The following is a 23937-nucleotide window of genomic DNA, read 5'->3' on the forward strand; positions in this document are numbered from 1 at the left end:
GCCAATCGAGCATAATGGAATCGGGGCGGGAATTACGCCCACCCCTTCCTGATCGCTGCGCGATCTGTCCTCCCCATTCGCCTGCGCGAATGGGGAGGTGAAGCTCAGTCGCAGGCGCTGAGTACGCACGGTCGGCGGCGGGGCGGGGACGGCGACCTCCATGTTTTGAACCGCTTGCGGCCCCGCCATAGGCTAGCCGATCACCTCCGCTCAGCACGGTCGGGGGCGGGGTTAGGCTTTGGGCTTTCCGATGGGGAGCCGAGGGATGAGGGACTGTTCGTGCGTGAGGGACGCCGCCGCTGACCGCCCGGAGCCCCGGCCATGAGCCGGTGGGCGGCGCCGAAGATCCGGTCGGAGGAGACCTGGGGCGAGGTGAGGCGGGCGTGGGAGGCGGGGGAGCCGGCTTCGTCGGTGGCGGAGCGGTATGACGTCGGGCTGGCCAACCTGTGGCGGCGGCGGGCCTCGGAACGCTGGCGGCGGGGGCCGGGGATGCGGGGGATTGCGATCCGTCGCCGATCCCGCCGGAGGGCTGGGACCGGTTCGCCGAGCGGAAGCTGGAGGCGTTTCTGAGGGAGCGGGATGCGGCGCGGGAGCTGGCGCGGGACCTGATCCGGATGATGGACGGCGGGCCGATGGAGGAGGCGCCGATGTGGCACATGACCTTCCTCTATCGCTGGCGCGCCGACCATCTGGGGCCCGAGGTCGCGGCGATGGACCGGGCGCGGGCGGCGGAGCATCCGTGGGCGGAGGAATTCTGGGATGAGGACGGGCGGTTGAAGCCGCTGTGGGCGCTGGATGAGGCGATGCTGCGGCTGCATCGGAAGGAATGGCGGGATCAGATGGGGTTGCCGGAGGGGGAGGCGGCGGGGGTGCCGTGAATCTTGATCCCTCTCCCGGCGGGAGAGGGCTTGAGGCTCGGGGAGCCGCAGGCGATCCGCAAGCCGACCCGAAGGGCGGCGCGTAGCAGCCAAAGGGTGAGGGGCTGGCGCTGACCGGTGAGAGGGAGCCCCTCACCCTTTCGCGCAAGGACGACGGCTGCGCCGCCGTGCGCTCAAGCCCTCTCCCGCCGGGAGAGGGTGGCTGAGCTCTAATTCACCGGCAACTGGATCATGGCGATGACGCCCCAGAGGCACTGGAGGACCGAGATGGCCAGCATGACGACGTGCAGGGCCGGGCGGCGGAAGGCCTGGCCGATGCCGCCGAAGAAGAGGGCGCTGGCGAAGATGACGGTGGCGCGGACGAAGCCGTCGCCGACGCGGTTGGCGTACTGGCCGTGGTCGAAGGTGGCGGTGGCCTTGGCCTCCAGGGCCGTGGCCTCGGCGCGGGCGGCCAGACGGTATTCGGGCATGACGAAGGGGGTCGCGGGGGCCGTCGGATTGGTCAGGGGCTGGCGGGCGCGCCAGGCGGCGTGGGCGACGCGGTATTCGGGCCGGAACCTCTGTTCGTAGAAGCCGGCCAGACGGGCGTCGCCGCGCGCCTCGGCGTCGAGCCACTGGGTGAACATCAGGGCGTCGCCGCCCTCCAGCTGGCCGGCCTGGATCTGGCGGCGCGAGGCCTCGGTGCGGATGGCGCCGGCCTGGCTGTAGGCGGCGGCCTGGTCCCCGTCCCACAGGGCCGCCTGATAGCCGGACCAGGAGGTCAGCAGGCCGGCGATCGACAGGGTCACGGCGCTGGCGATGTCGGCATGGCCGCCGATCCAGCGGACGAGGCGGGACCCTGTGTTCTGTGGGGCGGTGGTGTCGGCGGCGGTGGCCATCTTCAATCTCCTTGGCGGCTTGGGGGCTCAACCCGCGGGGATGGTGACGAGGGGCGAGCGGGCGGCGCCGGTGTCGTCATTGAGGGACATCAGGATCTGTGCCAGCAGAAAGGCGCGGATCGAGGCGGTGTCGTCCTGTTCGATCCAGAACCAGCGGCCGCGCTGCTGGACCGCGACATGGACGTGGTCGGGGGCCTTGGGGCCGGAGTGGACGTGGATCAGGTCGTTGGGATCGAATACGTCGGCGCCGGTCAGGTCGACGCCCTGCCCCATCTCCTGCAGCACCTCCAGCATGGAGCGGGTGGTCACGGCCAGCTCGTCCCTGGCCACCGGCTCGACCGCGAAGACGACGCGCATGTCGCGGCCCTCGGGGCGGAGGTTGAGGGTGGTGGCGAGGGTCTCCAGATCGGCGCGGTCCTGGTCGGTCAGGGTGGCGGACAGGCGGGCGACGGAGGCCCAGACGTTGGCCTCCTGCTTGAGCCGGATCGAGAGGGCGCCCGAGGCCTGGAGCCGGCGGATGGCGCCGACGACGACGGGGAAGTCGGGGTCGGCGGGGGTGGCGAACAGGGGCGCGCGGGCGCCGGCGCGGACGCCGTTGATCGAGCGGACGGCGATGTGGAACAGGTCGTCCGCCGCCCAGCCCGCCTCGATCATCCCCAGCAGGGAGGCCGGGGGGATGGGCGACAGCAGGCTGCGCGCGAACCGCTCGCCGGACATGGGGGTGTAGGTGACCGTGGGGGTCTCGCGAAACAGGACCGAGCCGTCGGTGTTGGCCGGGCTGTCGTCGCCGGGGCCGGAGAGTTCGAGGTGCAGGCGGCCCGAGGTCTCGCGCGTGTACTGGCTGATGACGGAGGCGACGCTGAGGAAGCTGGGGGCGTCGCCGAAGCGCAGGGCGACGATGTTGGACAGGAGCTCGGCCTTCTCGCTGTCACGCAGCCGGACGGTGTAGTCGGCGCGGTCGATGCCGATCCTCTGCCCGCCCAGCCCGATGCAGCCTCCGCCGGTCAGGGCGAGGGTCAGGACGCCGGCGAGGGTGACCAGACGGCTGGGCATGGCGGCAGAAGACGCGGTTCTCCCCGAGGGCGCCATCGGGCGAGGACCTGAGGGGTTTGGCCGGACAGACGCGAGGGGAAGGCGTGGCGAGGATGAGGGAAAAGGAGATCGCCCCATGCCTGCCCGAATGTCCGGACCGAGACGCCTGCTGGCCCCGTTCGCCATACTGGCCGCGCTGTTGGCAGCGAGCCCGGCCTGGGCGGCGCTGCCGTCGTGGAACGCGGGCGCGGCGAAGAGCGCGATCGTCGCCTTCGTCACGGCGGTGACCTCGCCGGGGCCGGCCTTCGTGCCCGAGGGCGAGCGGGTGGCGGTGTTCGACAACGACGGCACCCTGTGGACCGAGCAGCCGGTCTATACAGAGGTCGCCTTCTCGCTGGCGCGGGCGGCGGAGCTGGCGAAGGCGGACCCGGCGCTGGCGGCGCGCCCGGCCTTCGCGGCGGTGCTGAGCGGCGACCGGGCCCGGATCGCGGCCCTGTCGGCGACCGACCTGATGGAGCTGGTCGCGGCGACGCACAGCGGCCTGACGGTCGACGCCTTCTCCGCCGCGGCGGCGCAGTGGCTGGCGCAGGCGCGGCATCCGCAGTCGGGCCGGGCGTATCCGGACAGCGTCTACCAGCCGATGCTGGAGCTGATGGACTACCTCAGGGCCGGCGGGTTTCAGGTCTTCATCGTTTCGGGCGGCGATCGCGACTTCATGCGGACCTTCGCCCTGGAGACCTATGGGGTGCGGCCCTGGCAGGTGATCGGCTCGGGCAATGTCACCGAGATGGTCGAGGCGGACGGCGGCTGGGTCCTGACGCGGACGGACAAGGCGCTGGGCGACGACGGGCCGGACAAGGTGCGCAACCTGGCCCTGCAGATCGGCATCCGGCCCATCTTCGCGGCGGGCAATTCCGACGGCGATCTGCAGATGCTGCAATACGCGACCGGCGCGACCGGGACGCGGTTCGGCCTGCTGGTCCATCACGACGATGCGGCGCGGGAATACGCCTACGACCGCCAGAGCGCGATCGGCAAGCTGGACAAGGCGCTGGACGCCGCGGGCCCGGCCGGCTGGACGGTGGTCAGTATCCGGAACGACTGGCGCACGGTCTTCCCCGACGAGGCCCGCTGAGGACTCCAGCCGGCCCGCCAGAGGGATTCACCCGATCCCGGCCCCGGGGGCCGCGCGATACCCCTGCCCGTCCCTTCTCTGGAGAACCGCCATGCCGAATGGAAAACCCAACATCCTCGTCATCTGGGGCGACGACATCGGTCAGTCGAACCTGAGCTGCTATTCCCACGGCCTGATGGGCTATCAGACGCCCAATATCGACCGCATCGCCCGTGAGGGGATGATGTTCACCGACAGCTACAGCGAACAGTCCTGCACCGCCGGGCGGTCGAGCTTCATCACCGGCCAGAGCGTCTATCGCACAGGCCTGTCGAAGGTCGGGATCCCCGGTGCGCCCGTGGGCATGCCGGACGGGGTGGTGACCATCGCCGATCTGCTCAAGGAACAGGGCTACGCCACCGGACAGTTCGGCAAGAACCACCTCGGCGACCTGAACCACATGCTGCCGACGGTGCACGGGTTCGACGAGTTCTACGGCAACCTCTACCATCTGAACGCCCAGGAGGATCCGGAAGACCCGGACTATCCGTCCCCGGAGGAGTTCCCGGAATTCGCAGCGGCGTTCAGCCCACGCGGCGTGCTGCATTCGTTTGCGACCGATGCGGACGACGCCACCGTCGAGCCGCGCTGGGGCAAGGTCGGCAAACAGAAGATCGAGGACACCGGCCCGCTGAACACCAAGCGGATGGAAACCTGCGACGACGAGTTCGCGGAGAAGGCCAGCGACTTCATCCGCCGCGCCCAGGACAGCGACACGCCCTTCTTCGTCTGGCTGAACTTCAGCCACATGCACCTGTACACCCACACCAAGCCCGAGAGCGTGGGTCAGGCCGGGCGGTGGCAGTCGCGGTATCACGACACCATGATCGATCACGACAAGAACGTCGGCACGATGCTGGACCTGCTCGACGAACTGGGCCTGGCCGAAGATACGATCGTCATCTACTCGACCGACAACGGGCCGCACCGCAACTCCTGGCCGGACGGAGGCACCACGCCCTTCCGCAGCGAGAAGGCCACCAACTGGGAAGGCGCCTTCCGCATTCCCGAGGTCATCCGCTGGCCGGGCCACATCAAGCCGGGCACGATCGCCAACGGCATCGTTCACCACCACGACTGGCTTCCGACCTTCCTTTCGGTGGCCGGGGCGCCGGAGGTCGTCGACAAGCTGAAGACCGGTTACGAAGCCAACGGCAAGACGTTCAAGAACCACATCGACGGCTTCGACCTTACGCCCTACCTGACCGGCGAGGTGGACAAGAGCCCTCGCAACTTCTTCTTCTACTTCAGCGACGACGGAGACGTGCTGGGCATCCGGTTCGACAACTGGAAGGTCGTGTTCATGGAGCAAAGGTGTCAGGGCACGCTTCAGGTCTGGGCCGAGCCCTTCACCCGCTTGCGGACGCCCAAGATCTTCAACCTGCGCACCGACCCCTACGAATACGCCGACATTACCTCGAACAGCTATTGGGAGTGGTATATGCGGCACGCCTATTTCATCATGGCCGCACAGGGTATCGCCGGAAAATTCGTCCAGTCGTTCAAGGACTTTCCGCCGGTTCAGAAGCCGGGGAGCTTTACCATCGACGACGCCATGGCGAAGATTGCGGAAACCGCAGCGGGCACCTGAAAGCCCCCGACATCGCAACATGGAAAGGCCGGCGGGCGACGCCGGCCCTTCTCATTCGCTCTGACCGAACAACCTGAGCCGTATATGGGTTTCACCCGATCCCACGCGGCGGGTCGGCGTGGCTGTCTGGCGCCTCTCACCAGCGACAGGCGACGCCCCTGATGACCGAACCCCTTCTCTCCTGGCGCGCCGGCGCGATCCGCAAAGCCATCCTGGGCTTCGTCGAGGCGGTGACGACCAGGGGGCCCCATTTCGTGCCTCCGGCCGAACGCATCGCCGTGTTCGACAACGACGGCACCCTGTGGTGCGAGCAACCGGTCCAGGCCCAGGTCGCCTTCGCCCAGGCGCGGCTGAAGCATCTGGTGCGGACCAATCCGGGGCTGGCGGACCGGGCGCCGTACAAGGCCTTCCTGAGCCACGACCTCACGGCCATCAAGGCCCTGGGCAAGCGCGGGGTGTTCGAGGTCGCCTTCGCCGTTCATGCCGGGATGACCGTCGATAACTTCATCCGCTCGGCGAAGGACTGGCTGGCGGAGGCGCGCCATCCCCGGTTCGACCGGGCCTATACGGATCTGGTCTACCAGCCGCAGCTGGAGCTACTGGACTATCTGCGGGCCCATGAATTCGAGATCTGGATCGTCTCGGGCGGCGGTTCCGACTTCATCCGCGCCTTCGCCGAGACCAGCTACGGCATCCCGCCGGAGCGGGTGATCGGGAGTACGGTGCGGACCCAGGTCCTGGACACAAACGGCCATCTGGATCTTTTCAAACTGCCGCATCTGGAGAGTTTCGACGACCGCGAGGTCAAGACCGAGACCATCGGACGGACCATCGGGCGACGGCCGATCCTGGCGTTCGGCAACTCCGACGGCGACCTGTCGATGTTGCGCTACACCCTGTCAGGGCCGGGCAAGCGGCTGGCCCTGCTGCTGCATCACGACGATGCGGATCGGGAGGTCGCCTATGATCGCGACTTCGTGCTCAGCCCCCTGGCCGAAGCCCTGGATCACGCCGAGCTGTTCGGGCTGAAGCGGGTCAGTATGAGCCGCGACTGGGCGACCGTCTTCCCCGCCGTCAGCGAGGCGGCCCCAGTCAAAAGGATCCGGCGGCGCGGCTTCTAGAAGGCCTCGCCGATGCGGAAGTAGAAGGCCGAGGAGTCCTTGCCCACGGCATAGTCGACCCCGACGTTGACGCCGTATTTCTTCGATGCCTCGAAACGCAGACCCACCCCGCCGGCGGGCAGGAAGGCGTCGGTGACCGATCCGAGGTCCGGGCCGATCCCGCCGACGCCGGCGAAAACCACGCCGCCGAAGCGGCCGAACAGATGACGCCTGTACTCCGTCTGGATCGCGACCATGGCGCGGTCGCGATACTGGCCCGAGGCATAGCCGCGCAGGTCGTTCTGACTGCCGTAGTTGCAGATGTCGTAGAAGGGGGCGTCGTCCCCCGCGATACAGACCGAGCCGCGCCAGGCGAGCACGGACTTCGGATCCAGGCGGTGATAGCCGTTGATGCGCGCCTCGCCCCGGCTGTAGTCGCGATCGCTGCCGATAGCGGTGTCGGCGACCAGCCAGACGCCGGTCGCATAGATCCCGCTCGACGTCTGGTATTCGCTGTCGCGGGTGTCGTATTCGGCGGACAGTCCGAGCGCGGACGATACGGATTCCAGCTCCGCATCAGGCGGTCTGAGATCGGGGAACGGCGGCGGGTCGATGTGCAGGCTCGTCGACATGTCGAGGTATCGATACTGCAGACCCGCATAGAGGTGCGGACGCACGCGCATCAGGGCCTGGGCGCCGACGAAGACGGCGTCCTGGGTGATCGGCACCGAAACATCCCGGTCGCCGGCGTTCGGGCCGATGCCGTAATAGTCGATGTGGAATTCGCCGCCGCCGACCGCGCCCACGACCCGGAAACGGTCGTCGTCGATATAGGCCTTCTGAACCAGGGCCAGACCCCAGCTTTCGGTGTTGGTGTAGAGGAAGGCCAGACCCGTGACCCAGGGCTTGTCCGAGCCGCCCGCCTTGTAGAGGGCGCCCGCCCCGACCGCGAAACCGCTGCCGATGGTGGGATTGGACACCGGAATGGGCAGGGCGACGAAGCTGAAGTCGTGGGGCTTGCGGGTGGTGGCGGCAAGCGGCGTTTCCTTGGGCGTCTCGGCCGCCGAAACCTGCGGAGATGACGAACCGTCGGAGGGCGGTGGTGGCGCGAAAGCCTCCTGCGCCCCGGCCGACCTAGCTGTACCGGCAAGGCCCAGGCCCAGAGCCAGGACCGCCCATTTCCGCAAGCCGGGCAAGGGGCGGGCCGCGACGGCGACAGAGGGAAAACGGAACGAGGGGAACGGCATGAAACGCCTCCTGGCCTGTCCGGTATCAGGGCTCCGATGGGTGAATCCTATCGGGCGATGACCTGAGAGGGAGCGGGTTGATCCGGGAGAGATCACCGATGTCTCAGGTCTTTACCCGATTACCGCGCCCTGCCCGCAGTCCGAACATGATCCCGACATTCAGCCCCGAAGGGATCGTCCCATGTCCGTTTTCCTGCCCCGCGCCGCGGTCGCCGCCGTCGCCCTTTCCGTCCTGGCCCTGGCCGGCTGCGAGACGCCCGCCGGCAAGGTGGACATCCTGCAGTCCAGTTCGACCTCGGTGGTCGCCGGCTCGACCTATGCCTGGGCGCCGGTGACCAGCGCCACCCAGCGCTCGGCCGACCCGCGCATCGCCAATGACATCATCAACCAGCGCATCCAGTCGGCCGTTGACAGCGCCTTGGCCGCCAAGGGCTATCGCCGCGTCAGCTCGCCCAGCCAGGCCACCCTGCTGGTGTCCTACTACGTCGGGCTGGAGGCGCGCTCCGAGATCCAGTCCAACAATATGGGCCCGCCGCCCGTCGCGGCCTGCGGCTTCCGCGGCTGCGTCGGCGGCTGGGGCTTCTACGGCGCCCCGATGCTGGACGTCGAAACCATCAACTATACGCAAGGGACGATGATTGTGGATCTGGTCGACCGCGCCTCGGGCCAACTGGCCTGGCGCGCGACCTCGAACCGCCGCGTCGACAGCTCGGACGCCGACCAGGCCGCGCTGAACGCCGTCGCCGCCGACATGGTCAAGACCCTGCCGGGCGGAGCGCAGTAGGACCATGACGATGCACAAATCCGCTCTCGCGGCGATGTCCACACGGGCCGCGCCCGCCCTGACCGGCCTCGTCGTCGCGGCGGCCATGACCGTCCTGCCCGCCGTCGTCGTCGCCATGATGACCGAGCCGGCCGTCGCTCAGGAGACGGCCTATACGGCCCCCGCGCCCGCCGAGGCCCTGCACCGGATGGGCGCCTATCTGGGCACGCTGCAGAGCTTCGAGGTGACCTCGACCAGCAGTATCGACCTGGTCACCGAGGACGATCGCCGGATCGATCTGGACGGGACCACCACCTACAAGGTGCGTCGTCCGGACGGTTTCGTCATCGAGACCAGGACCGACAGGAAGCATCGCCGCTTCATCTATGACGGCAAGCGCTTCACCGTCTATGCGCCGGCGCGCGGCTTCTACGCGAGCGTCGAGGCGCCGGGGACCATCGCCGAGGTGCTGGACGTCGCCTGGGACAAATACGGCATCGTCGTCCCGCTGGAGGACATCTTCCACTGGGGCGATCCGGCCAATCTGCCCACGGACTATACCACCGCCGAATATGTGGGCCCGGTGACCGTGAACGGGGTGGCGACCGACCAGTACGCCTTCGCCGGACCCGATATCGAATGGCAGGTCTGGATCCAGCGCGGCGACAAACCCCTGCCGCTCAAGATCGTGATCGTCGACCGGACCGATCCGGCCCGGCCCGAGTTCTCGGCCACCCTGGCCTGGAACACCAGCCCCAGGTTCATGGACTCGACTTTCGCCTTCGCCCCGGCCGGCGGCGACAAGCCCATTCCCATCGCCGATCAGTCAGGTGCGCAATGACCCTTTCCCATAAACTGCTCGTCGCGACCGCGGCCGCCCTGCTGGCCTCCGCGCCGGCGTTCGAGGCTGCGGCCCAGGTGCGCGGCTCCGGCCGGTCCAGCGTCAGCCACGGGGGCGGCGCCCATGCCGGGGGCCGCAGCGCGCCCACCCGTGGCGGAAGCGTCGACCGCAACTCCGGAAACCGGGGCGGCAACACCGTCAATCGCGGCGGCAACAACAGCGGCAACCGCGGCAACAACAACCGCATCAACACCGGCGACGTGAACATCAACGTCGACAACGATCACCATGACCACGGCTACGACTGGGATGACGACTATCACCCCGTCGCGAGAGGCGTGGCCTTCGGCACGGCGGCGGCGGTGACCTCGGCCGTGGTGGGGTCGATGATCTATTCCCTGCCGCCGTCCTGCTCGCCCTATATGGGGAGCTACTACTATTGCGGCGGGGTCTATTATCAGCCGCAGTACCAGGGTGACACGGTCACCTATGTCGTCATCAACCAGCCCTGAGGGCCGGGTGATGACGCGGGGGATTCCGATACGGGCGGCCGCGATCCTGGCCGCCTGGTCGGCGCCGGCCCTGGCCTTCGCCCAGGAGAGCGACGCCGATCTGGCGAAGAAGCTGTCCAATCCCGTGGCCAGCATGATCAGCGTGCCGTTCCAGTATAATTACGACTGCTGCTTCGGTTCCGACGACGGGGCGCGGCAGACGCTGAACATCCAGCCAGTCATACCGGTCAGGCTGAACGACGACTGGAACCTGATCGTGCGGACCATCGTGCCGCTGGTCTATCAGGCCAGTCCGGCGCCGGGGGTGGAGGACGCCTATGGGCTGTCGGACGTCACCCAGAGCTTCTTCTTCTCGCCGCAGTCGAAGGATGGGCTGACCTGGGCGGTGGGGCCGGTCTTCCTGTGGCCCGTCGGCACGGACGAGCTGGGCACGAACAAATGGGGCGCGGGACCGACCGGGCTGGTGCTCAAACAGTCCGGCCAGACCACCTACGGACTGCTGGCCAACCACATCTGGTCCTATGCCGGGTCGGACGCCCGCGACGACGTCAGCTCGACCTTCCTGCAGCCCTTCTACAGCTACACCACCAAAAGCGCGACGACCTGGGGCGCCAATCTGGAAGCCTCCTACGACTGGGCCCACGAGACCTGGAGCGTGCCGGCCAACTTGACGGTGTCGCACCTGTACAAGTTCGGCGAGCAGCGGGTGTCGCTGGGCATCGGGGCCAAGATCTATCTGGTCAATGAGACCGACGCGCCCGACTGGGGCCTGCGCGCCACCGCGACGTTCCTGTTTCCTGAATAGGGCCTGTTCCCCTGAATAGGGCCTGTTCCGGGACAGCGCGTGACCGGTCAGCGAGACCGGCTTGGGGTTTCGCCCGATGGGCTGCCCAAGGCCGGTTGGGAATAGTGGCGCGGTCTCTCATCCGTTCCGAAAAGGCCATGAAAATGAAGCCGCTGTTCCCCCTCGCCTGCGCCGCCATACTGGCGGTCGCGGCCTCGCCCGCCGCCGCCCAAGTGACCATCACCCCCTATTTCTGGGCCGCCGGAATGAAGGGCGACGTGGCCCCGGTCGCGGGCCTGCCCACGGTGGAGACCGACTCCAGCTTCAGCGACATCCTCGACGAACTGCAGCTGGGCCTGGCCTCGGCCTTCGAGGTGCGGATGGGCCAGTGGGCCTTTGTCGGCGACCTCAGCTATGTCGACACCGGCGTCAGCGCAGCCCTCAAGGTCCCCACGACCCAGTTCGATTCCGCCGGACTGGATTCCAAGTCTCTGATGAGCACCCTGGCGATGTCCTATCGCGTGGTGGACGGGGACGCCGCCTCGGTCGATGTGCTGGGCGGAGCGCGGCTCAATTGGGCCGACAACGACGTGCGGCTGATGCGGCCGGACGACACCTCGGTGAAGGCCAATGACGATCAATTCTGGGTTGATCCGGTCGTGGGGGTGAAAGCCATCGCCTGGCTGAGCCCGCGCTGGTCGCTGACCGGCTATGGCGACGTCGGCGGGTTCGGAGTGTCGTCGGACCTGACGTGGCAGGCCATGGCCTCGGTCAACTACCATTTCGCCAACGGCGTCGCCCTGACGGCGGGCTATCGCTACTACGCCATCGACTACGACCACGACGGCTTCGTGTTCGACGTGGCGGAGTACGGGCCGCTGATCGGGACCTCGATCACCTTCTGAGGAAGAGACCCGGCCGGCGTCGCGCCGGCCGGGGTCCAGTCAGGCGGTCGCCGCAGCCGGCTCACTCAAGCGGTCGCCGCAGCCGGCTCTGGTCGCGTCGTGCGCTTGATCCACATCTTGTAGGGGATGCCCACGACCAGGCCGACGAGCATGAACAGCAACACGGCCGCGGCGACGCGCTTGTCGACGAAATTGGCGCCGGCCAGAGACATGGCGATGCCCGGGTGCCGCACCGCGCTGGCCACCGCCAGGGTCGCCCGGTCGATACGTTCAGGCCCGCCCAGCAGGTGTCCGCCCGCCAGACAGGCCACGACAACCGCGGCCATGGCCAACAGGGTTCCGTCGCCGATCAGCGACTGGATCGCCGGCCAGACCGAGATGATGATGGGCAGGAAGGCCACGAGCACCAGCAGCATGCTGAGCCTGTAGGCCCACGGTCCCGCCTTGGCGGCGAAGCCCGGTGCGATCTGGCGCACCAGCAGGCCCAGGGCGAGCGGGATGAGAACCCCGGTCAGAAGGGTCACGACCATCTTCGCCACCGTCACCGTGTCATCGCGCCCGAACAGATGGGAGGCGACGGTCAGGGCCAGCGGCACCGACACGACGCTGAGCAGGGCCATGGCGACATAGAGGCCGTAGGCGAAGGCCTTGTTGGCGCCGACGCCCAGTTCCTGCCCCGGGACCAGGGGCGGAACCGGAGCCACGGCCATCAGCATGATGCCCGCCTTCACCAGGGGATTGATCGGCAGCAGCCAGATCGCCAGCGCCGCCACCACGACGGGGATGAAGATGACGGCGACGACGCTGCGGGCCAGAAGGCCGGGACGCCGCAGGACGTAGAGCAGATCGCCGGGCGCCGCCTTCAGGCCGACGGTGAGAACCAGACCGGCCAGACTGAGCGTCAGAATGATCGGGATCAGCGACTTGAGGACTTCCATGATCGCGCCTTTGAAACCGTGACAAGAGGCGGGGATTCTCTTCGCTCCGCCCTGTCACGGACATCCGCACGAACCCTGACCGGCGCGCCGGAGACCCGCACGCGGCGGGCCTCCGGCGTCAGGCTCAGCGCGTGAGCCGCAGCGTCACCCCAACCATGCGCGGGGCGCCGAGGAAGGCGCCGATGGTGCCGGTCTGGAAGGGCGCGCCGAAGGCCACCTGATTGTAGCGCTCGTCGAACAGGTTGCGGCCCCAGAGCTCGATCGACCAGCCCGCGTCAGCCTCCAGACCGACCGAACCGTTGGCCAGCCAGAAGGCGGACTGGACCTTCTCGGGCGCGAGGTCCGAGCCGGTGTTGTAGGCCGAGGAATATTTGGCCGCGAGGGCGGCGCGGACCGCGAAGCCATTGCCGATGTCGCGCCGATACGTCCCCGCCAGATTGCCCGACCACAGGGGGGCGAAGGACAGGCGCGAGCCGGCCAGAAGCGGCAGGCCAGAGACGGGGGCGTCGCCGTATTCGGTCTGGGCGTAGACGACGCCGGCCTGGAGGCTGAGGCCGCTGAACGGACGGAAGGTCCCTTCGAGCTCGGCGCCCTTGGCGGTGACCTCGGGGATGGATTTCACGAGGAAGGTGGTGCCGAGGAAGGTGTTGAGCTGGAAGTCCGTATAGGCCTGATGGAAGGCGTCGCCGGACAGCAGCAGGCGGCCGTCCAGAAGGGTCGTCTTGGCGCCGACCTCGACGGAATCGACGACCTCGGGCGCGAAGGCGGTGGAGGCGTCGGGGACCAGATTGGTCTGGGCGCGGTCGAGATTGTAGCCGGCGCTCTTGCGGCCCCGCGCATAGGAGACATAGCCGAGTACCGCCGGGGTGAACTGGTATTCGACCCGGGCCAGACCCGACCAGCCGTCGTCGGTCAGGCCTTCGGAGCGGCTGAGATTGTTGAAGGCCGGATTGGCCCAGGGCAGGCAGAGGGTGGCGTTGGTGATGCCGCGCGCGAGGGCGGCGGCGCAGGCCTTGCCGCCGTCGGTATTGGTGTAGCGGGCGTCGAGATCCTTCTCGATATGGCTGTAACGCAGGCCCAGGGTCAGGCCGAGCCTGTCTGTCGCATGCCAGGTCGTCTGGCCGAACAGGGCGGCGGTCGTCGCGGTCTGTTCGTAGGTGTCCAACGCCCCCTGCCCCGCCACGAAGCTCTGGCCCACCGGCAGGCCGGTCAGGGTCGAGACATAGCCGGCGAGGCCGACCGGATTGGCGGTCGAACGCGTCAGGACGCGGCCGAGGTAGTCCTCATAGGCCAAGCCGTAGAGGAAGGCGTCCTTGCGCAGCAGGGTCTCGCGCAGGAGGAAGACCCCGCCGGTGTAGTCGAAGGCGCCGCGCGATCCGGTCAGGCGGGCCTCCTCGCTGAAGGTTCGGAAGCGATTGGACCAGCTGCCGTCGTCGGGACGGTAGGCGATGTCGGCGGAGGTGAAGTCCCAGTCCTGGCTGAGGACGGCGCGCCACTGGCGGGCCGCGGTGGTCAGTTCAACGAGGCCGAGGCGGGTGTCGATCTTCGTATGCAGGGAGACGCCGCCGTCCTTGATGCGGGTATTGGTGTCGCGGTTGGCGTAGCTGATGCGTGCCGAAGGGTCGGCCGGGTTCATGACGCCGCCGTCGGGGCTGAGCAGGGCGAGGATCCCGGCGGTAGGCCCGGTCGACTGCTGGACGCCGATGCAGCAGCGTTCGTCGCGGTGGATGAAGTCGGCGCTGAGACGGTTGCTGACGCTGGCGGACGGGGTCCAGAGCAGCTGGCCGCGGACGGTCTCATAGGCTTCGTTCTGGTCGTCGGTTTCCGTGCGCGGACCATTGCCGGTGCGCACGTCATAGAGGCCGTCGCGGCGGCGGACGGCAGCGTAGAGACGCCCGGCCAGTTGGTTCTCGATCAGAGGGCCGGTCACCGAAGCCGAGCCGCCGCGCGTTCCGTGATCCCCGACCGTGACCTCGCCCGTCGCGCCGAAGTCGAAGCTGGGCCCGGCGGTGACGACATTGATGACGCCCGCCGAGGTGTTCTGGCCGAACAGGGTGGATTGTGGGCCGCGCAGGACCTCGGTGCGGACGACCTCTCCCAGATCGCCGAGGGCCACGCCGTTGCGGGCGCGGAAGACGCCGTCGACCACGACCCCGACCGAACTTTCCAGACCCGGATTGTCGCCCACGGTGCCGACGCCCCGAATGCGGGCGGTGGTGTAGGTCTGGTTCGAGGTCGAGGCGACCAGCAGGCCCGGGGTCACGATGGCCAGGTCCTTGATGTCCACCACGCCCGCGCCGGACAGCAGGGGCTGGGCCGCGACGGAGACCGACAGGGGCGTACGCTGCAGCGGGCTCTCGCGGCGTTCGGCGGTGACGATCACGTCATCGACCTGTGCGGTCTGGGCCAGAGCGGGAGCAGCGAAGGCGGTCGCGACAAGCGCGAGGGCGCTCGCGCGGGCGAGGGAGGCGGAGGTCATTGAGAGACTCTTTTTCGGGGGAGAGAGGGCCGTCGGGGGACGGGTGTCAGTGATCGCCTTTCGGCGTCTCCATCAGTTCGATCAGGACGCCGCCCATCTCCTTCGGATGGAGGAAGACGACGGGGGTTCCGTGGGCGCCGATACGGGGCTCGCCCGTGCCGAGGATGGTCAGGCCTTTCGCGCGGGATTCCGCGACGGCGACGTGGATGTCCTCGACCTCGAAACAGACGTGGTGCTGGCCGCCCTTGGGGTTCTTGGCGAGAAAGCCGACGATGGGGGATGTGTCGTCATAGGGCTCGATCAGCTCGATCTGGGCGTTGGGCAGGTCGACGAAACAGACCTTCACCCCCTGGGCCGGAAGGTCGAAGGGCTCGCCGATCGACGTCGCGCCGAGGACGTCGCGGTAGAGGGCGATCGAGTCGGCGATGGAGGGCGTGGCGACGCCGACGTGGTTCAGCTTGCCGATCATGCGGGGGCCTTCCGGGGTGTGGGCTGGGCGTAGCCGAGGCGCTGGTTCAGCTTCTCGATCAGGTCGACGGCGGTGTCGGCGACGGTCGAGCCGGGCGGATAGACGGCGGCGGCGCCCATCTCGATCAGGGGCTGGACGTCCGAGGGCGGGATGACGCCCCCGACCACGATCATGATGTCGGACCGCCCCAGCTTCTCCAGCTCGGCCTTGAGTTCGGGCACGAGGGTCAGGTGACCGGCGGCCAGAGAGGAGGCGCCGACCGCGTGGACATTGGCCGCCACCGCGTCGCGCGCGGCTTCGGCCGGGGTCTGGAACAGGGCGCCGGCGGTGACGTCGAGACCGAGGTCGCCATAGCCGGTGGCGATGACCTTCTGGCCCCGGTCGTGACCGTCCTGACCGAGCTTGGCGATCAGGATGCGCGGCGGGCCGCCCTCGTTCTCGACGAAGGTCGCGACCATGTCGCGGGCGCGGGCGAAGCGCGCGTCCTTGCCGGCCTCCCTGGCATAGACGCCGGAGACGGTCTTCACCGAGGCGACGTGGCGACCAAAGGCGGCCTCAAGCGCGTCGGAAATCTCGCCGACGGTGGCGTGGGCGCGGGCGGCCTGGACGGCGAGTTCCAGCAGATTGGCCGTGCCGCGTGCGCCGTCGGTCAGGGCCTGGAGCGCGACCTGCGTCGCCGCCTCGTCGCGTTCGGCGCGCAGGCGTTTCAGCTTCTCGATCTGGGCGGCGAGGACGGCGGCGTTGTCGACCTTGAGCATCGGAATGTCGTCGGCGACGTCGTTCAGATAGCGGTTCACCCCGACGACCGTCTGCTGGCCGGTGTCGATGCGGGCCTGGGTTCTGGCCGCGGATTCCTCGATGCGCAGCTTGGGAATGCCGGCCTCGATGGCCCTGGCCATGCCGCCGGCGGCCTCGACCTCATCCATCAGGGCGCGGGCCCTGGAGGCCAGTTCCTGGGTCAGTTTCTCGACATAGTAGCTGCCGCCCCAGGGGTCGATGACGCGGGTCAGGCCGGTCTCCTGCTGCAACAGGATCTGGGTGTTGCGGGCGATCCGGGCGGAAAAGTCCGTAGGCAGAGCAAGCGCCTCGTCCAGCGCATTGGTGTGCAGGGACTGGGTCTGGCCGCCCGCCGCCGCCATGGCCTCGACCATGGTGCGCGAGACGTTGTTGAAGACGTCCTGGGCCGCGAGGCTCCAGCCCGAGGTCTGGCAGTGGGCGCGAAGGCTGAGCGACTTGGGATCGACCCCGCCCTCCCTGCGCACGGCCTCGGCCCACAGCAGGCGGCCGGCGCGCATCTTGGCCACCTCCATGAAGTAGTTCATGCCGATGGCCCAGAAGAAGCTCAGGCGCGGCGCGAACCGGTCGATGGCCATGCCCGCCGCCTTGCCCGCGCGCAGATATTCGATGCCGTCGGACAGGGTGTAGGCCAGCTCGATATCGGCCGAGGCCCCGGCCTCCTGCATGTGATAGCCGCTGATCGAAATGGAGTTGAATTTCGGCGTCTCTTTCGCCGTCCATTCGAAGATGTCCGCGATGATCCGCATCGAGGGCTCGGGCGGATAGATGTAGGTGTTGCGGACCATGAACTCCTTGAGGATGTCGTTCTGGATGGTCCCGGTCAGGGCCGCGTGCGGCACGCCCTGCTCCTCCGCCGCGACGACATAGAGGGCCAGGATCGGCAGGACGGCGCCGTTCATGGTCATCGACACCGACATCTGGTCCAGCGGGATGCCGTCGAACAGGGTCCGCATGTCGAGGATGGAATCGATGGCCACCCCGGCCATGCCGACGTCGCCCTTCACCCGCGGGTGGTCGGAATCGTAGCCCCGGTGGGTGGCCAGGTCGAAGGCGATGGAGAGGCCCTTCTGACCGGCCGCGAGGTTGCGGCGGTAGAAGGCGTTGGAGGCCTCGGCGGTGGAGAAGCCGGCGTACTGGCGGATGGTCCAGGGGTTGCCCGCGTACATGGTCGGATAGGGGCCGCGCAGGAAGGGGGCGAAGCCGGGCAGTCCGTGCACGGTGTCATTGCCGGCGATGGCCGAGGCGTCATAGGCGGAGGCGACCTCGATGCCTTCGGGGGTCCGCCAGGCGTCGCGCGCGGGGCCGGCGCCGGTGGCGCTGAGGTCGAGTTCGGCCTTTGTGAAGTCTGGGAAACTCATTGTCCGGCCTCCTCGAAGGCGGCGGCGAAGCGGAGGGGAAGCAGGGGGGCGCAGCTGTCGGTGATGGCGGCGGCGGGGGCCAGCGCTGAGGGCTCGACCGGGGCCGGGCGGACGTCGGGGTCGACGAATTTGGTGACGCCGATGATCTGGCTGTGGCCCTTGTCGAAGGCGGTTTTCAGCGTCTGGCGGGAGGCGGCGACGCGCATCTGGATCGCGCCGCCCTTGAGCGAGGCGACGACGCCGCCCTCGCGTTCGATGCGCTGGAACTCGGCCCAGCCGGCCTCGGCGAGGTCGCGGGTGCGGGCGTCGAGGAACCAGCTGCCGGCAGCGGGATCGTCGACCCGGCCGAGATGGGCCTCCTCCATCAGGACGATCTGGGTGTTGCGGGCCTGACGCCGGGCGAAGGCGTCGGGACGGCCCGAGGCGCGGGTGAAGCCGTCCAGCACGACGGCGTCGGCCCCGCCGACGGCCCCGGCGAACCCGGCGGCGGTGAGCCTGAGCAGATTGGGCCAGGGGTCTCGCGCGGCCAGCATGCGGCGCGAGGAGCGGGCCTCGATGGCGGCAGGCATGTCGAGACCGAAGGCTTTGGTGATGGAGGCCCAGATCAGGCGGAGCGCCCGGACCTTGGCGAGGCTGTCGAAATATTCGGCGTCGACCGAGACGCCGAGGACCGTGCCCCGCAGCGCCCGTTCGGCGGAGAGGCCGGCGTCGACGGCGGCCTTCGCGTAGGCGGCGACGGCGGCGGCGGTGAAGCCCAGCTCCTGCCCGGCGGACCCACCGGCCTCGTGCACGGCGCGGCCGCTGGCGAGGAAGAAGCTGGCGTCGGGATAGGCGCCGGAATGGCGGTCGGCGGTGGCGGCCGCCTGCGACAGATGCATGGCGATGGGCAGGGGCGAACCGCCCGCCGCCGCATAGGCCGACAGCGGGTCCATGTGGAACATCAGCTTCGCACGCGGCGAACCCTTGGCGACGACGGCGAGGGCATTGGCGGCCTCGGGGCCGTCCAGCCCGGCGTCGAGACCGACGGCGGCCAGTTCGAGCGCGACGTTCGCCAGCGCCTCCGCCAGAGGTTCGGAATCCGCCAGCACGGCTCCCGACAGAATGACGCTGGCCGCGCCGCCTTCGAGGTCGGTCAGGACGGCGGCGTTGACGGCCTCGGGGTCGTCACCCTCGACCTGGGTGCGCAGGTCCCAGGCCCGGCCTTCGGCGTCCGAGGGGCGCGGCGCGAACAGGGGCTGGATGCCGGTCGCGTCGGCATAGAGCGGCCGGACGACCAGATGATCCGTATCCAGATGAAGCAGGCCTTCGATCGGCCGGTCCTTCAGCGCCTTGACGGCGGACTCGCGCCATTGCTCGGGGCTTGGTGTCGAGAAGGTCATGCGAAAGCCCCTGCCCTTTCTTTCGTCATCCTCCGGCCAGCGGCGAAGCCGCGCGGACCGGGGGACCCAGCGGCGCCGAAGGCGATCTGTTCAGGCGCGATGCCGAAAGGCCCCTTCCGCGAAAGGGTCGCGCTCTCGCGCGCCGCTGGGTCCTCCGGTCTCGCTGCGCTCGCCGAAGGATGACGAAAGAGAGGAGCCATCACTCGAACTCGACCAGGACGTCGTCGGCGGCGACGGGGTCGCCGGCTTTCGCGCCGACCGATTTGACGACGCCGTCGCGCTCGGCCTTCATGATGTTCTGCATCTTCATGGCCTCGATGATGGCCACGGTCTCGCCGGTCTTGACCGACTGGCCGGGCTCGACGGCGATGGAGACGACCAGACCCGGCATGGGTGACTGGATCAGTTTGGAGGTGTCGGCCGCGACCTTCTCCGGCAGGCGGGCGAAGAGTTCGGCGTGGTGGGGCGACAGGACGCGGACGCGGGCCTTCGTCGCCCGGCTGCGGATCTCGAAGCCGCCGGGCACGCGCTTGACCTCGGCGGTGAAGGCCTCGTCGTCGAGGACGCCGCGGAACTGGGCCAGCCCCGGCCGCCAGTCTATGTCGGACAGCTGCAGGACGCGGTCTTCCTCGACCAGCTCCAGCGTCAGGGCCTCCTCGTCGTCATAGCCGACGGTGACGCCGATCGGTTCGCGGTCGATCAGGACGATCCAGTCGGTGCGTTGCGAGGTGTCGCCGGCCTGATCCGACAGGATTTCGTTCATGGCCACGGCGGTCGCGACCATGACGTCCTTCTGCAGGGCCCCGGCGGGGACGCCGTGGAAGCCCTCGGGGAACTCGTCCTTGATGTAGCTGGTCGACAGGGCGCCCGAGCGGAACCGCTCCTGATCCATGACGGCGGCTAGGAAGGGGACGTTGTGGCCGACGCCTGCCAGATGGGTGTCCTCCAGCGCCCGGGCCATGCCGTCGACGGCGGCGATCCGCGTCTCGCCCCAGGTGCAGAGCTTGGCGATCATGGGGTCGTAGAACATCGAGATCTCGTCGCCCTCGCGGACGCCGGTGTCGTTGCGGACCGTGTAATCCCCCTGATCGCCCTCTTCGGGCTGTTCGTAGCGGACCAGACGGCCGATCGAGGGCAGGAAGCCGCGATAGGGGTCCTCGGCGTAGATGCGGCTCTCGATGGCCCAGCCGTTGATCTTCAGGTCGTCCTGACCGAAGGCCATGGTCTCGCCGGCCGCCGAACGGATCATCTGTTCGACCAGATCGACGCCGGTGATCAGCTCCGTCACCGGATGCTCGACCTGCAGCCGGGTGTTCATTTCGAGGAAGTAGAAGCTGCGGTCCTGACCGGCGACGAACTCGACTGTGCCGGCCGAGTCGTAGTTCACGGCGCGGGCGAGGGCCACGGCCTGGTCGCCCATCTTCTTACGCGTGGCCTCGTCCAGGAGGGGCGACGGCGCCTCCTCGATGACCTTCTGGTTGCGGCGCTGGATCGAGCATTCTCGGTCGAACAGCGAGACGATATTGCCGTGCTTGTCGCCCAGCACCTGGATCTCGATGTGGCGCGGATTGACGATGAATTTCTCGAGGAAGACCCGGTCGTCGCCGAAGGCCGTCAGGGCCTCGGCCTTCACCGCGGCGAAGCCCTCGGCCATGTCGGCGTCGGATTCCGCGACCCGGATGCCCTTGCCGCCGCCGCCGGCCGAGGCCTTGATCATGACCGGATAGCCGATTTCGCGCGCGATCTTCACGGCCTCTTCGGTCGTCTCGATCAGGCCCATGTGGCCGGGCACGGTGGAGACGCCGGCCTCGGCGGCGAATTTCTTGGAGGTGATCTTGTCGCCCATGGCCTCGATGGCATGGGGGTTGGGGCCGATGAAGGCGATGCCCTCGGCCTCCAGCCGGCGCGCGAAGACCGGATTTTCCGACAGGAAGCCGAAGCCCGGATGCACGGCCTCGGCGCCCGTCTGGCGCACCGCGTCGACGATCTTGTCCTGGAGCAGATAGGACTGGGCGGCGGGCGACGGACCGATGTGCACGGTCTCATCGGCCATCTCGTAAGCCAGCGATCCGGTGTCGGCGTCGGAGTGGACCAGCACCGTCTTTATGCCCATCCGGCGACAGGTCTTGATGATCCGGACGGCGATCTCGCCCCGGTTGGCGATGAGGATTTTGGAGAACATCAGGCGTCCTTCAGGCTGAAAGCTTCAAGCCATTCGGCAAGGCTTTCGGAGTCGGTGTCGGGGGTTGCGATATATGCGGGCAAGAGCGCCAGAACGGCTTCGCGATCAGCTTCGGGCCAGGTCGCAAAGTGGGACGCAGCCAGCTTTTGACGGATCACGTCCCCGCTGGTCATCCAGCCGGAATAGGGCTCCCGGGTCGCTCGTCTCAGGAACTCGGGCAGTATCCGGGGGACGATCTTTTCCGACTTGATGGTCGTCGTGGCGCGCCAGATCATGAGGTCGATATCCAGATCGGCCCAGTCCTCGGGACGCGTTGCGTCCATTCGGATCAGCCTCTCGCTGTCCTCATTGCGCGCGCAATAGATACCCGCAGGATCGGTGACGCCGAGCGAGCCCATCACAGCGGAATGTTGTCGTGCTTCTTCCAGGGATTGTCCTGGACCTTGTTCGCGAGGGTCTTCAGCGCACGGATCAGGCGGCGGCGCGTGCCGTGGGGCATGATGACGTCGTCGATATAGCCGAGGCCGGCGGCGACGAAGGGGTTGGCGAAGCGGTCCTTGTATTCGGCCTCGCGGGCGGCGAGGGCCTCGGGGTCGCCGGCCTCCTTGCGGAAGATGATCTCGACCGCCCCCTTGGCGCCCATGACCGCGATCTCGGCGGTCGGCCAGGCGTAGTTGACGTCGCCGCGCAGATGCTTGGACGACATGACGTCATAGGCGCCGCCATAGGCCTTGCGCGTGATCAGGGTCAGTTTGGGCACGGTCGCCTCGGCATAGGCGAACAGCAGCTTGGCCCCGTGTTTGATCAGGGCGCCGTACTCCTGCTTCGTGCCGGGCATGAAGCCGGGGACGTCCACGAGCGTGACCAGCGGCAGGCCGAAGGCGTCGCAGAAGCGGACGAAGCGGGCGGCCTTGCGGCTGGAGTCGATGTCGAGGACGCCGGCCAGAACCTGGGGCTGGTTGGCGACGATGCCGACAGGCTGGCCGTCCAGACGGCCGAAGCCGCAGATGATGTTCTTCGCGAAATCCGCGCCGATCTCGAAGAAGTCGGCCTCATCGACCGTCTTCAGGATCAGCTCCTTCATGTCATAGGGCTGGTTCGGATTGGCCGGGACCAGGGTGTCGAGCGAGGCCTCGTCGCGGGCCGGGTCGTCGTAGCTGTCGCGGACGGGCGGCTTTTCGCGATTCGACAGGGGCAGGAAGCCGATCAGGCGACGGACCTCCGACAGGGCCTCCAGATCGTTCTCGAAGGCGCCGTCGGCGACGCCGGACTTGCCCGCATGAACCCTGGCGCCGCCGAGGTCCTCATGGCTGACGACCTCGTTGGTGACCGTCTTCACGACGTCCGGGCCGGTGACGTACATGTAGGACGTGTCCTTCACCATGAAGATGAAGTCGGTGATGGCGGGGGAATAGACGTCGCCGCCCGCGCACGGGCCCATGATGACGCTGATCTGGGGGATAACGCCCGAGGCCAGGGTGTTCTGCAGGAAGATATCGGCATAGCCGGCGAGGCTTTCGACCCCTTCCTGGATGCGGGCGCCGCCGGCGTCGAACAGGCCGATGATCGGGGCGCCGGTGGTCAGGGCCATCTTCTGCAGCTTGACGATCTTGGCCGCGTGGGCGCCCGAAAGCGAACCGCCGAAGACGGTGAAATCCTTGGAGAAGACATAGACCAGCCGGCCGCCGATGGTCCCCCGCCCGGTGACGACGCCGTCGCCGGGGATGCGCTGCTTCTCCATGCCGAACTCGTGCGAGCGGTGCTCCACGAACATGTCGGTTTCCTCGAAGGAGCCCTCGTCCAGCAGGACGTCGATACGCTCGCGCGCCGACAGCTTGCCCTTGGCGTGCTGGGCCGCGATCCGGGCCTCGCCGCCGCCGAGGCGGGCCGCCGCGCGGCGCTGTTCCAATTGGTCGAGGATGGCCTGCATCTCTATTTCCTACTTGCGAGTAGACTTAATGGCGGAAGGCTGACGGCGGGTCAACGGGGACGCACCCCTTCGGAGAAGGCGTCCCACAGGCGTTCGGCGATCTCGTCGGGACCGAGCTTGCCCACGGGCGAATACCACTGGGCGATCGAGTTCATCGCGCCGGAGATGGCGAAGGTCGACATGCGCACGTCGGCGGTGCGCAGCGAGCCGTCGCGGACGCCCTCGCGCAGCAGGTCGCGGATACGGGCATCCACCTTGCGCTTGACCGCGCGCAGACGTTCGCGCACCGGCGGGGTCAGCTCGACATCGGGCACGCGGTGCAGGCAACGTCCGAACACGGTCGTGGTGATTTCCACATATTTCTGAACGACTTGGTGCAGACGTTCGCGGCCGTCGAGGCCGGAGACCGCCCCCTCCTCCACGGCTTCGGAATAGGCGTCGAGGGCGATCATGAAACAGGCGCTGAGCAGGGCCTGTTTCGAGCCGGCGTAATAGTAGACCGTCGGCTTGGACACCCCCAGGCGGGCGGCTACGTCGTCGATCGAGGTCGCGCCATAGCCGTCGCGCACGAAGGCGGTGGCGGCGGCTGTGAGGATGGCCTCGCGCTTGGCGTCGGGATCACGCGGCCGGCCCGGGGCGGACCAGAGGTCGTCGGCGGCGGAAGCAGCGGCGGGTGCGGAAACACTACTCATGCGTCAG

The 23937-nt window shown here is 68.2% G+C and carries 21 protein-coding genes; 9 read left to right on the forward strand and 12 right to left on the reverse strand.

Annotation, left to right across the window (positions count from 1 at the left end; genetic code table 11):
* The first annotated feature begins 446 nt into the window (after window positions 1-446).
* Window positions 447-878 (forward strand): hypothetical protein, encoded by a 432-nt coding sequence (locus IFJ75_RS13170; protein WP_207868645.1) that lies wholly within the window; start codon window positions 447-449, stop codon window positions 876-878.
* Window positions 879-1087: 209 nt separating this feature from the next.
* On the opposite strand, the gene IFJ75_RS13175 is transcribed toward IFJ75_RS13170, so the two are convergent.
* Together IFJ75_RS13175 and IFJ75_RS13180 are read right to left on the reverse strand one after the other, a co-directional pair.
* A complete protein-coding gene (locus IFJ75_RS13175) occupies window positions 1088-1756 on the reverse strand; it encodes a hypothetical protein (protein WP_207868646.1) in 669 nt (222 codons plus the stop codon).
* A 27-nt stretch (window positions 1757-1783) separates the two neighbouring features.
* Entirely contained in the window at window positions 1784-2809 is a 1026-nt protein-coding gene (locus tag IFJ75_RS13180; protein WP_207868647.1) for a hypothetical protein, read from the reverse strand.
* 115 nt (window positions 2810-2924) lie between these two features.
* On the opposite strand from IFJ75_RS13180, the gene IFJ75_RS13185 reads away from it, so the two are divergent.
* From IFJ75_RS13185 to IFJ75_RS13195, 3 genes are all read left to right on the forward strand, one after another.
* On the forward strand, window positions 2925-3923 hold the full coding sequence (locus tag IFJ75_RS13185) for an HAD family hydrolase (protein ID WP_207868648.1): 999 nt from the start codon (window positions 2925-2927) through the stop codon (window positions 3921-3923).
* Between the two features lie 91 nt (window positions 3924-4014).
* Window positions 4015-5553, forward strand: a complete 1539-nt coding sequence (locus tag IFJ75_RS13190; RefSeq protein WP_207868649.1) for an arylsulfatase — start codon at window positions 4015-4017, stop codon at window positions 5551-5553.
* 161 nt (window positions 5554-5714) lie between these two features.
* On the forward strand, window positions 5715-6674 hold the full coding sequence (locus IFJ75_RS13195) for an HAD family hydrolase (protein ID WP_207868650.1): 960 nt from the start codon (window positions 5715-5717) through the stop codon (window positions 6672-6674).
* On the opposite strand, the gene IFJ75_RS13200 is transcribed toward IFJ75_RS13195, so the two are convergent.
* A complete protein-coding gene (locus tag IFJ75_RS13200) occupies window positions 6671-7900 on the reverse strand; it encodes a BamA/TamA family outer membrane protein (protein WP_207868651.1) in 1230 nt (409 codons plus the stop codon). The two genes, IFJ75_RS13195 and IFJ75_RS13200, sit on opposite strands and share 4 nt — an antisense overlap.
* A 181-nt stretch (window positions 7901-8081) precedes the next feature.
* Between IFJ75_RS13200 and IFJ75_RS13205 the strand changes: the two genes are divergently transcribed.
* The 5 genes from IFJ75_RS13205 (at window position 8082) to IFJ75_RS13225 (ending at window position 11705) form a co-directional block, all read left to right on the forward strand.
* Entirely contained in the window at window positions 8082-8684 is a 603-nt protein-coding gene (locus tag IFJ75_RS13205) for a DUF4136 domain-containing protein (protein WP_207868652.1), read from the forward strand.
* Window positions 8685-8694: 10 nt separating this feature from the next.
* Complete coding sequence (locus tag IFJ75_RS13210) at window positions 8695-9504, forward strand: DUF2092 domain-containing protein (RefSeq protein WP_207868653.1); 810 nt, start codon at window positions 8695-8697, stop codon at window positions 9502-9504.
* Window positions 9501-10016, forward strand: a complete 516-nt coding sequence (locus IFJ75_RS13215) for a hypothetical protein (protein WP_207868654.1) — start codon at window positions 9501-9503, stop codon at window positions 10014-10016. Before IFJ75_RS13210 ends, IFJ75_RS13215 begins: the two co-directional genes overlap by 4 nt.
* A 10-nt stretch (window positions 10017-10026) precedes the next feature.
* A complete protein-coding gene (locus tag IFJ75_RS13220) occupies window positions 10027-10821 on the forward strand; it encodes a hypothetical protein (RefSeq protein WP_207868655.1) in 795 nt (264 codons plus the stop codon).
* 137 nt (window positions 10822-10958) lie between these two features.
* A complete protein-coding gene (locus IFJ75_RS13225) occupies window positions 10959-11705 on the forward strand; it encodes a hypothetical protein (RefSeq protein WP_207868656.1) in 747 nt (248 codons plus the stop codon).
* A 65-nt stretch (window positions 11706-11770) separates the two neighbouring features.
* Here IFJ75_RS13225 and IFJ75_RS13230 read toward each other — a convergent pair whose 3' ends face one another.
* From IFJ75_RS13230 to IFJ75_RS13270, 9 genes are all read right to left on the reverse strand, one after another.
* On the reverse strand, window positions 11771-12643 hold the full coding sequence (locus tag IFJ75_RS13230) for a bile acid:sodium symporter family protein (RefSeq protein ID WP_207868657.1): 873 nt from the start codon (window positions 12641-12643) through the stop codon (window positions 11771-11773).
* Between the two features lie 124 nt (window positions 12644-12767).
* Window positions 12768-15122 (reverse strand): TonB-dependent receptor, encoded by a 2355-nt coding sequence (locus IFJ75_RS13235; RefSeq protein ID WP_207868658.1) that lies wholly within the window; start codon window positions 15120-15122, stop codon window positions 12768-12770.
* Between the two features lie 46 nt (window positions 15123-15168).
* Entirely contained in the window at window positions 15169-15591 is a 423-nt protein-coding gene (mce, locus tag IFJ75_RS13240) for a methylmalonyl-CoA epimerase (protein WP_207868659.1), read from the reverse strand.
* Window positions 15588-17747, reverse strand: coding sequence for a methylmalonyl-CoA mutase (gene scpA / locus IFJ75_RS13245; protein ID WP_207868660.1), 2160 nt, complete (start codon window positions 17745-17747; stop codon window positions 15588-15590). Before scpA ends, mce begins: the two co-directional genes overlap by 4 nt.
* Entirely contained in the window at window positions 17744-19126 is a 1383-nt protein-coding gene (locus tag IFJ75_RS13250; protein WP_207868661.1) for a methylmalonyl-CoA mutase family protein, read from the reverse strand. Before IFJ75_RS13250 ends, scpA begins: the two co-directional genes overlap by 4 nt.
* Before the next feature lie 199 nt (window positions 19127-19325).
* Entirely contained in the window at window positions 19326-21308 is a 1983-nt protein-coding gene (locus IFJ75_RS13255) for an acetyl-CoA carboxylase biotin carboxylase subunit (protein WP_207868662.1), read from the reverse strand.
* Window positions 21308-21706, reverse strand: a complete 399-nt coding sequence (locus IFJ75_RS13260; RefSeq protein ID WP_207868663.1) for a hypothetical protein — start codon at window positions 21704-21706, stop codon at window positions 21308-21310. Before IFJ75_RS13260 ends, IFJ75_RS13255 begins: the two co-directional genes overlap by 1 nt.
* Complete coding sequence (locus tag IFJ75_RS13265; protein ID WP_207868664.1) at window positions 21706-23238, reverse strand: acyl-CoA carboxylase subunit beta; 1533 nt, start codon at window positions 23236-23238, stop codon at window positions 21706-21708. The genes IFJ75_RS13260 and IFJ75_RS13265 overlap by 1 nt, the downstream gene beginning before the upstream one ends.
* Before the next feature lie 50 nt (window positions 23239-23288).
* A complete protein-coding gene (locus IFJ75_RS13270; protein ID WP_207868665.1) occupies window positions 23289-23930 on the reverse strand; it encodes a TetR/AcrR family transcriptional regulator in 642 nt (213 codons plus the stop codon).
* Between the last annotated feature and the right edge of the window lie 7 nt (window positions 23931-23937).

The sequence above is a fragment of the Brevundimonas goettingensis genome (genome assembly GCF_017487405.1).
In the GTDB taxonomy this organism is placed as follows: Bacteria; Pseudomonadota; Alphaproteobacteria; order Caulobacterales; family Caulobacteraceae; genus Brevundimonas; species Brevundimonas goettingensis.

What these genes read in the sequence shown, in the direction of transcription:
- IFJ75_RS13175 (WP_207868646.1), bottom strand. Translation starts at nt 1,756, where the DNA reads ATGGCCACCGCCGCCGACACCACCGCCCCACAGAACACAGGGTCCCGC.
- IFJ75_RS13180 (WP_207868647.1), bottom strand. Translation starts at nt 2,809, where the DNA reads ATGCCCAGCCGTCTGGTCACCCTCGCCGGCGTCCTGACCCTCGCCCTG.
- IFJ75_RS13185 (WP_207868648.1), top strand. Translation starts at nt 2,925, where the DNA reads ATGCCTGCCCGAATGTCCGGACCGAGACGCCTGCTGGCCCCGTTCGCC.
- IFJ75_RS13190 (WP_207868649.1), top strand. Translation starts at nt 4,015, where the DNA reads ATGCCGAATGGAAAACCCAACATCCTCGTCATCTGGGGCGACGACATC.
- IFJ75_RS13195 (WP_207868650.1), top strand. Translation starts at nt 5,715, where the DNA reads ATGACCGAACCCCTTCTCTCCTGGCGCGCCGGCGCGATCCGCAAAGCC.
- IFJ75_RS13200 (WP_207868651.1), bottom strand. Translation starts at nt 7,900, where the DNA reads ATGCCGTTCCCCTCGTTCCGTTTTCCCTCTGTCGCCGTCGCGGCCCGC.
- IFJ75_RS13205 (WP_207868652.1), top strand. Translation starts at nt 8,082, where the DNA reads ATGTCCGTTTTCCTGCCCCGCGCCGCGGTCGCCGCCGTCGCCCTTTCC.
- IFJ75_RS13210 (WP_207868653.1), top strand. Translation starts at nt 8,695, where the DNA reads ATGCACAAATCCGCTCTCGCGGCGATGTCCACACGGGCCGCGCCCGCC.
- IFJ75_RS13215 (WP_207868654.1), top strand. Translation starts at nt 9,501, where the DNA reads ATGACCCTTTCCCATAAACTGCTCGTCGCGACCGCGGCCGCCCTGCTG.
- IFJ75_RS13220 (WP_207868655.1), top strand. Translation starts at nt 10,027, where the DNA reads ATGACGCGGGGGATTCCGATACGGGCGGCCGCGATCCTGGCCGCCTGG.
- IFJ75_RS13225 (WP_207868656.1), top strand. Translation starts at nt 10,959, where the DNA reads ATGAAAATGAAGCCGCTGTTCCCCCTCGCCTGCGCCGCCATACTGGCG.
- IFJ75_RS13230 (WP_207868657.1), bottom strand. Translation starts at nt 12,643, where the DNA reads ATGGAAGTCCTCAAGTCGCTGATCCCGATCATTCTGACGCTCAGTCTG.
- IFJ75_RS13235 (WP_207868658.1), bottom strand. Translation starts at nt 15,122, where the DNA reads ATGACCTCCGCCTCCCTCGCCCGCGCGAGCGCCCTCGCGCTTGTCGCG.
- mce (WP_207868659.1), bottom strand. Translation starts at nt 15,591, where the DNA reads ATGATCGGCAAGCTGAACCACGTCGGCGTCGCCACGCCCTCCATCGCC.
- scpA (WP_207868660.1), bottom strand. Translation starts at nt 17,747, where the DNA reads ATGAGTTTCCCAGACTTCACAAAGGCCGAACTCGACCTCAGCGCCACC.
- IFJ75_RS13250 (WP_207868661.1), bottom strand. Translation starts at nt 19,126, where the DNA reads ATGACCTTCTCGACACCAAGCCCCGAGCAATGGCGCGAGTCCGCCGTC.
- IFJ75_RS13255 (WP_207868662.1), bottom strand. Translation starts at nt 21,308, where the DNA reads ATGTTCTCCAAAATCCTCATCGCCAACCGGGGCGAGATCGCCGTCCGG.
- IFJ75_RS13260 (WP_207868663.1), bottom strand. Translation starts at nt 21,706, where the DNA reads ATGGGCTCGCTCGGCGTCACCGATCCTGCGGGTATCTATTGCGCGCGC.
- IFJ75_RS13265 (WP_207868664.1), bottom strand. Translation starts at nt 23,238, where the DNA reads ATGCAGGCCATCCTCGACCAATTGGAACAGCGCCGCGCGGCGGCCCGC.
- IFJ75_RS13270 (WP_207868665.1), bottom strand. Translation starts at nt 23,930, where the DNA reads ATGAGTAGTGTTTCCGCACCCGCCGCTGCTTCCGCCGCCGACGACCTC.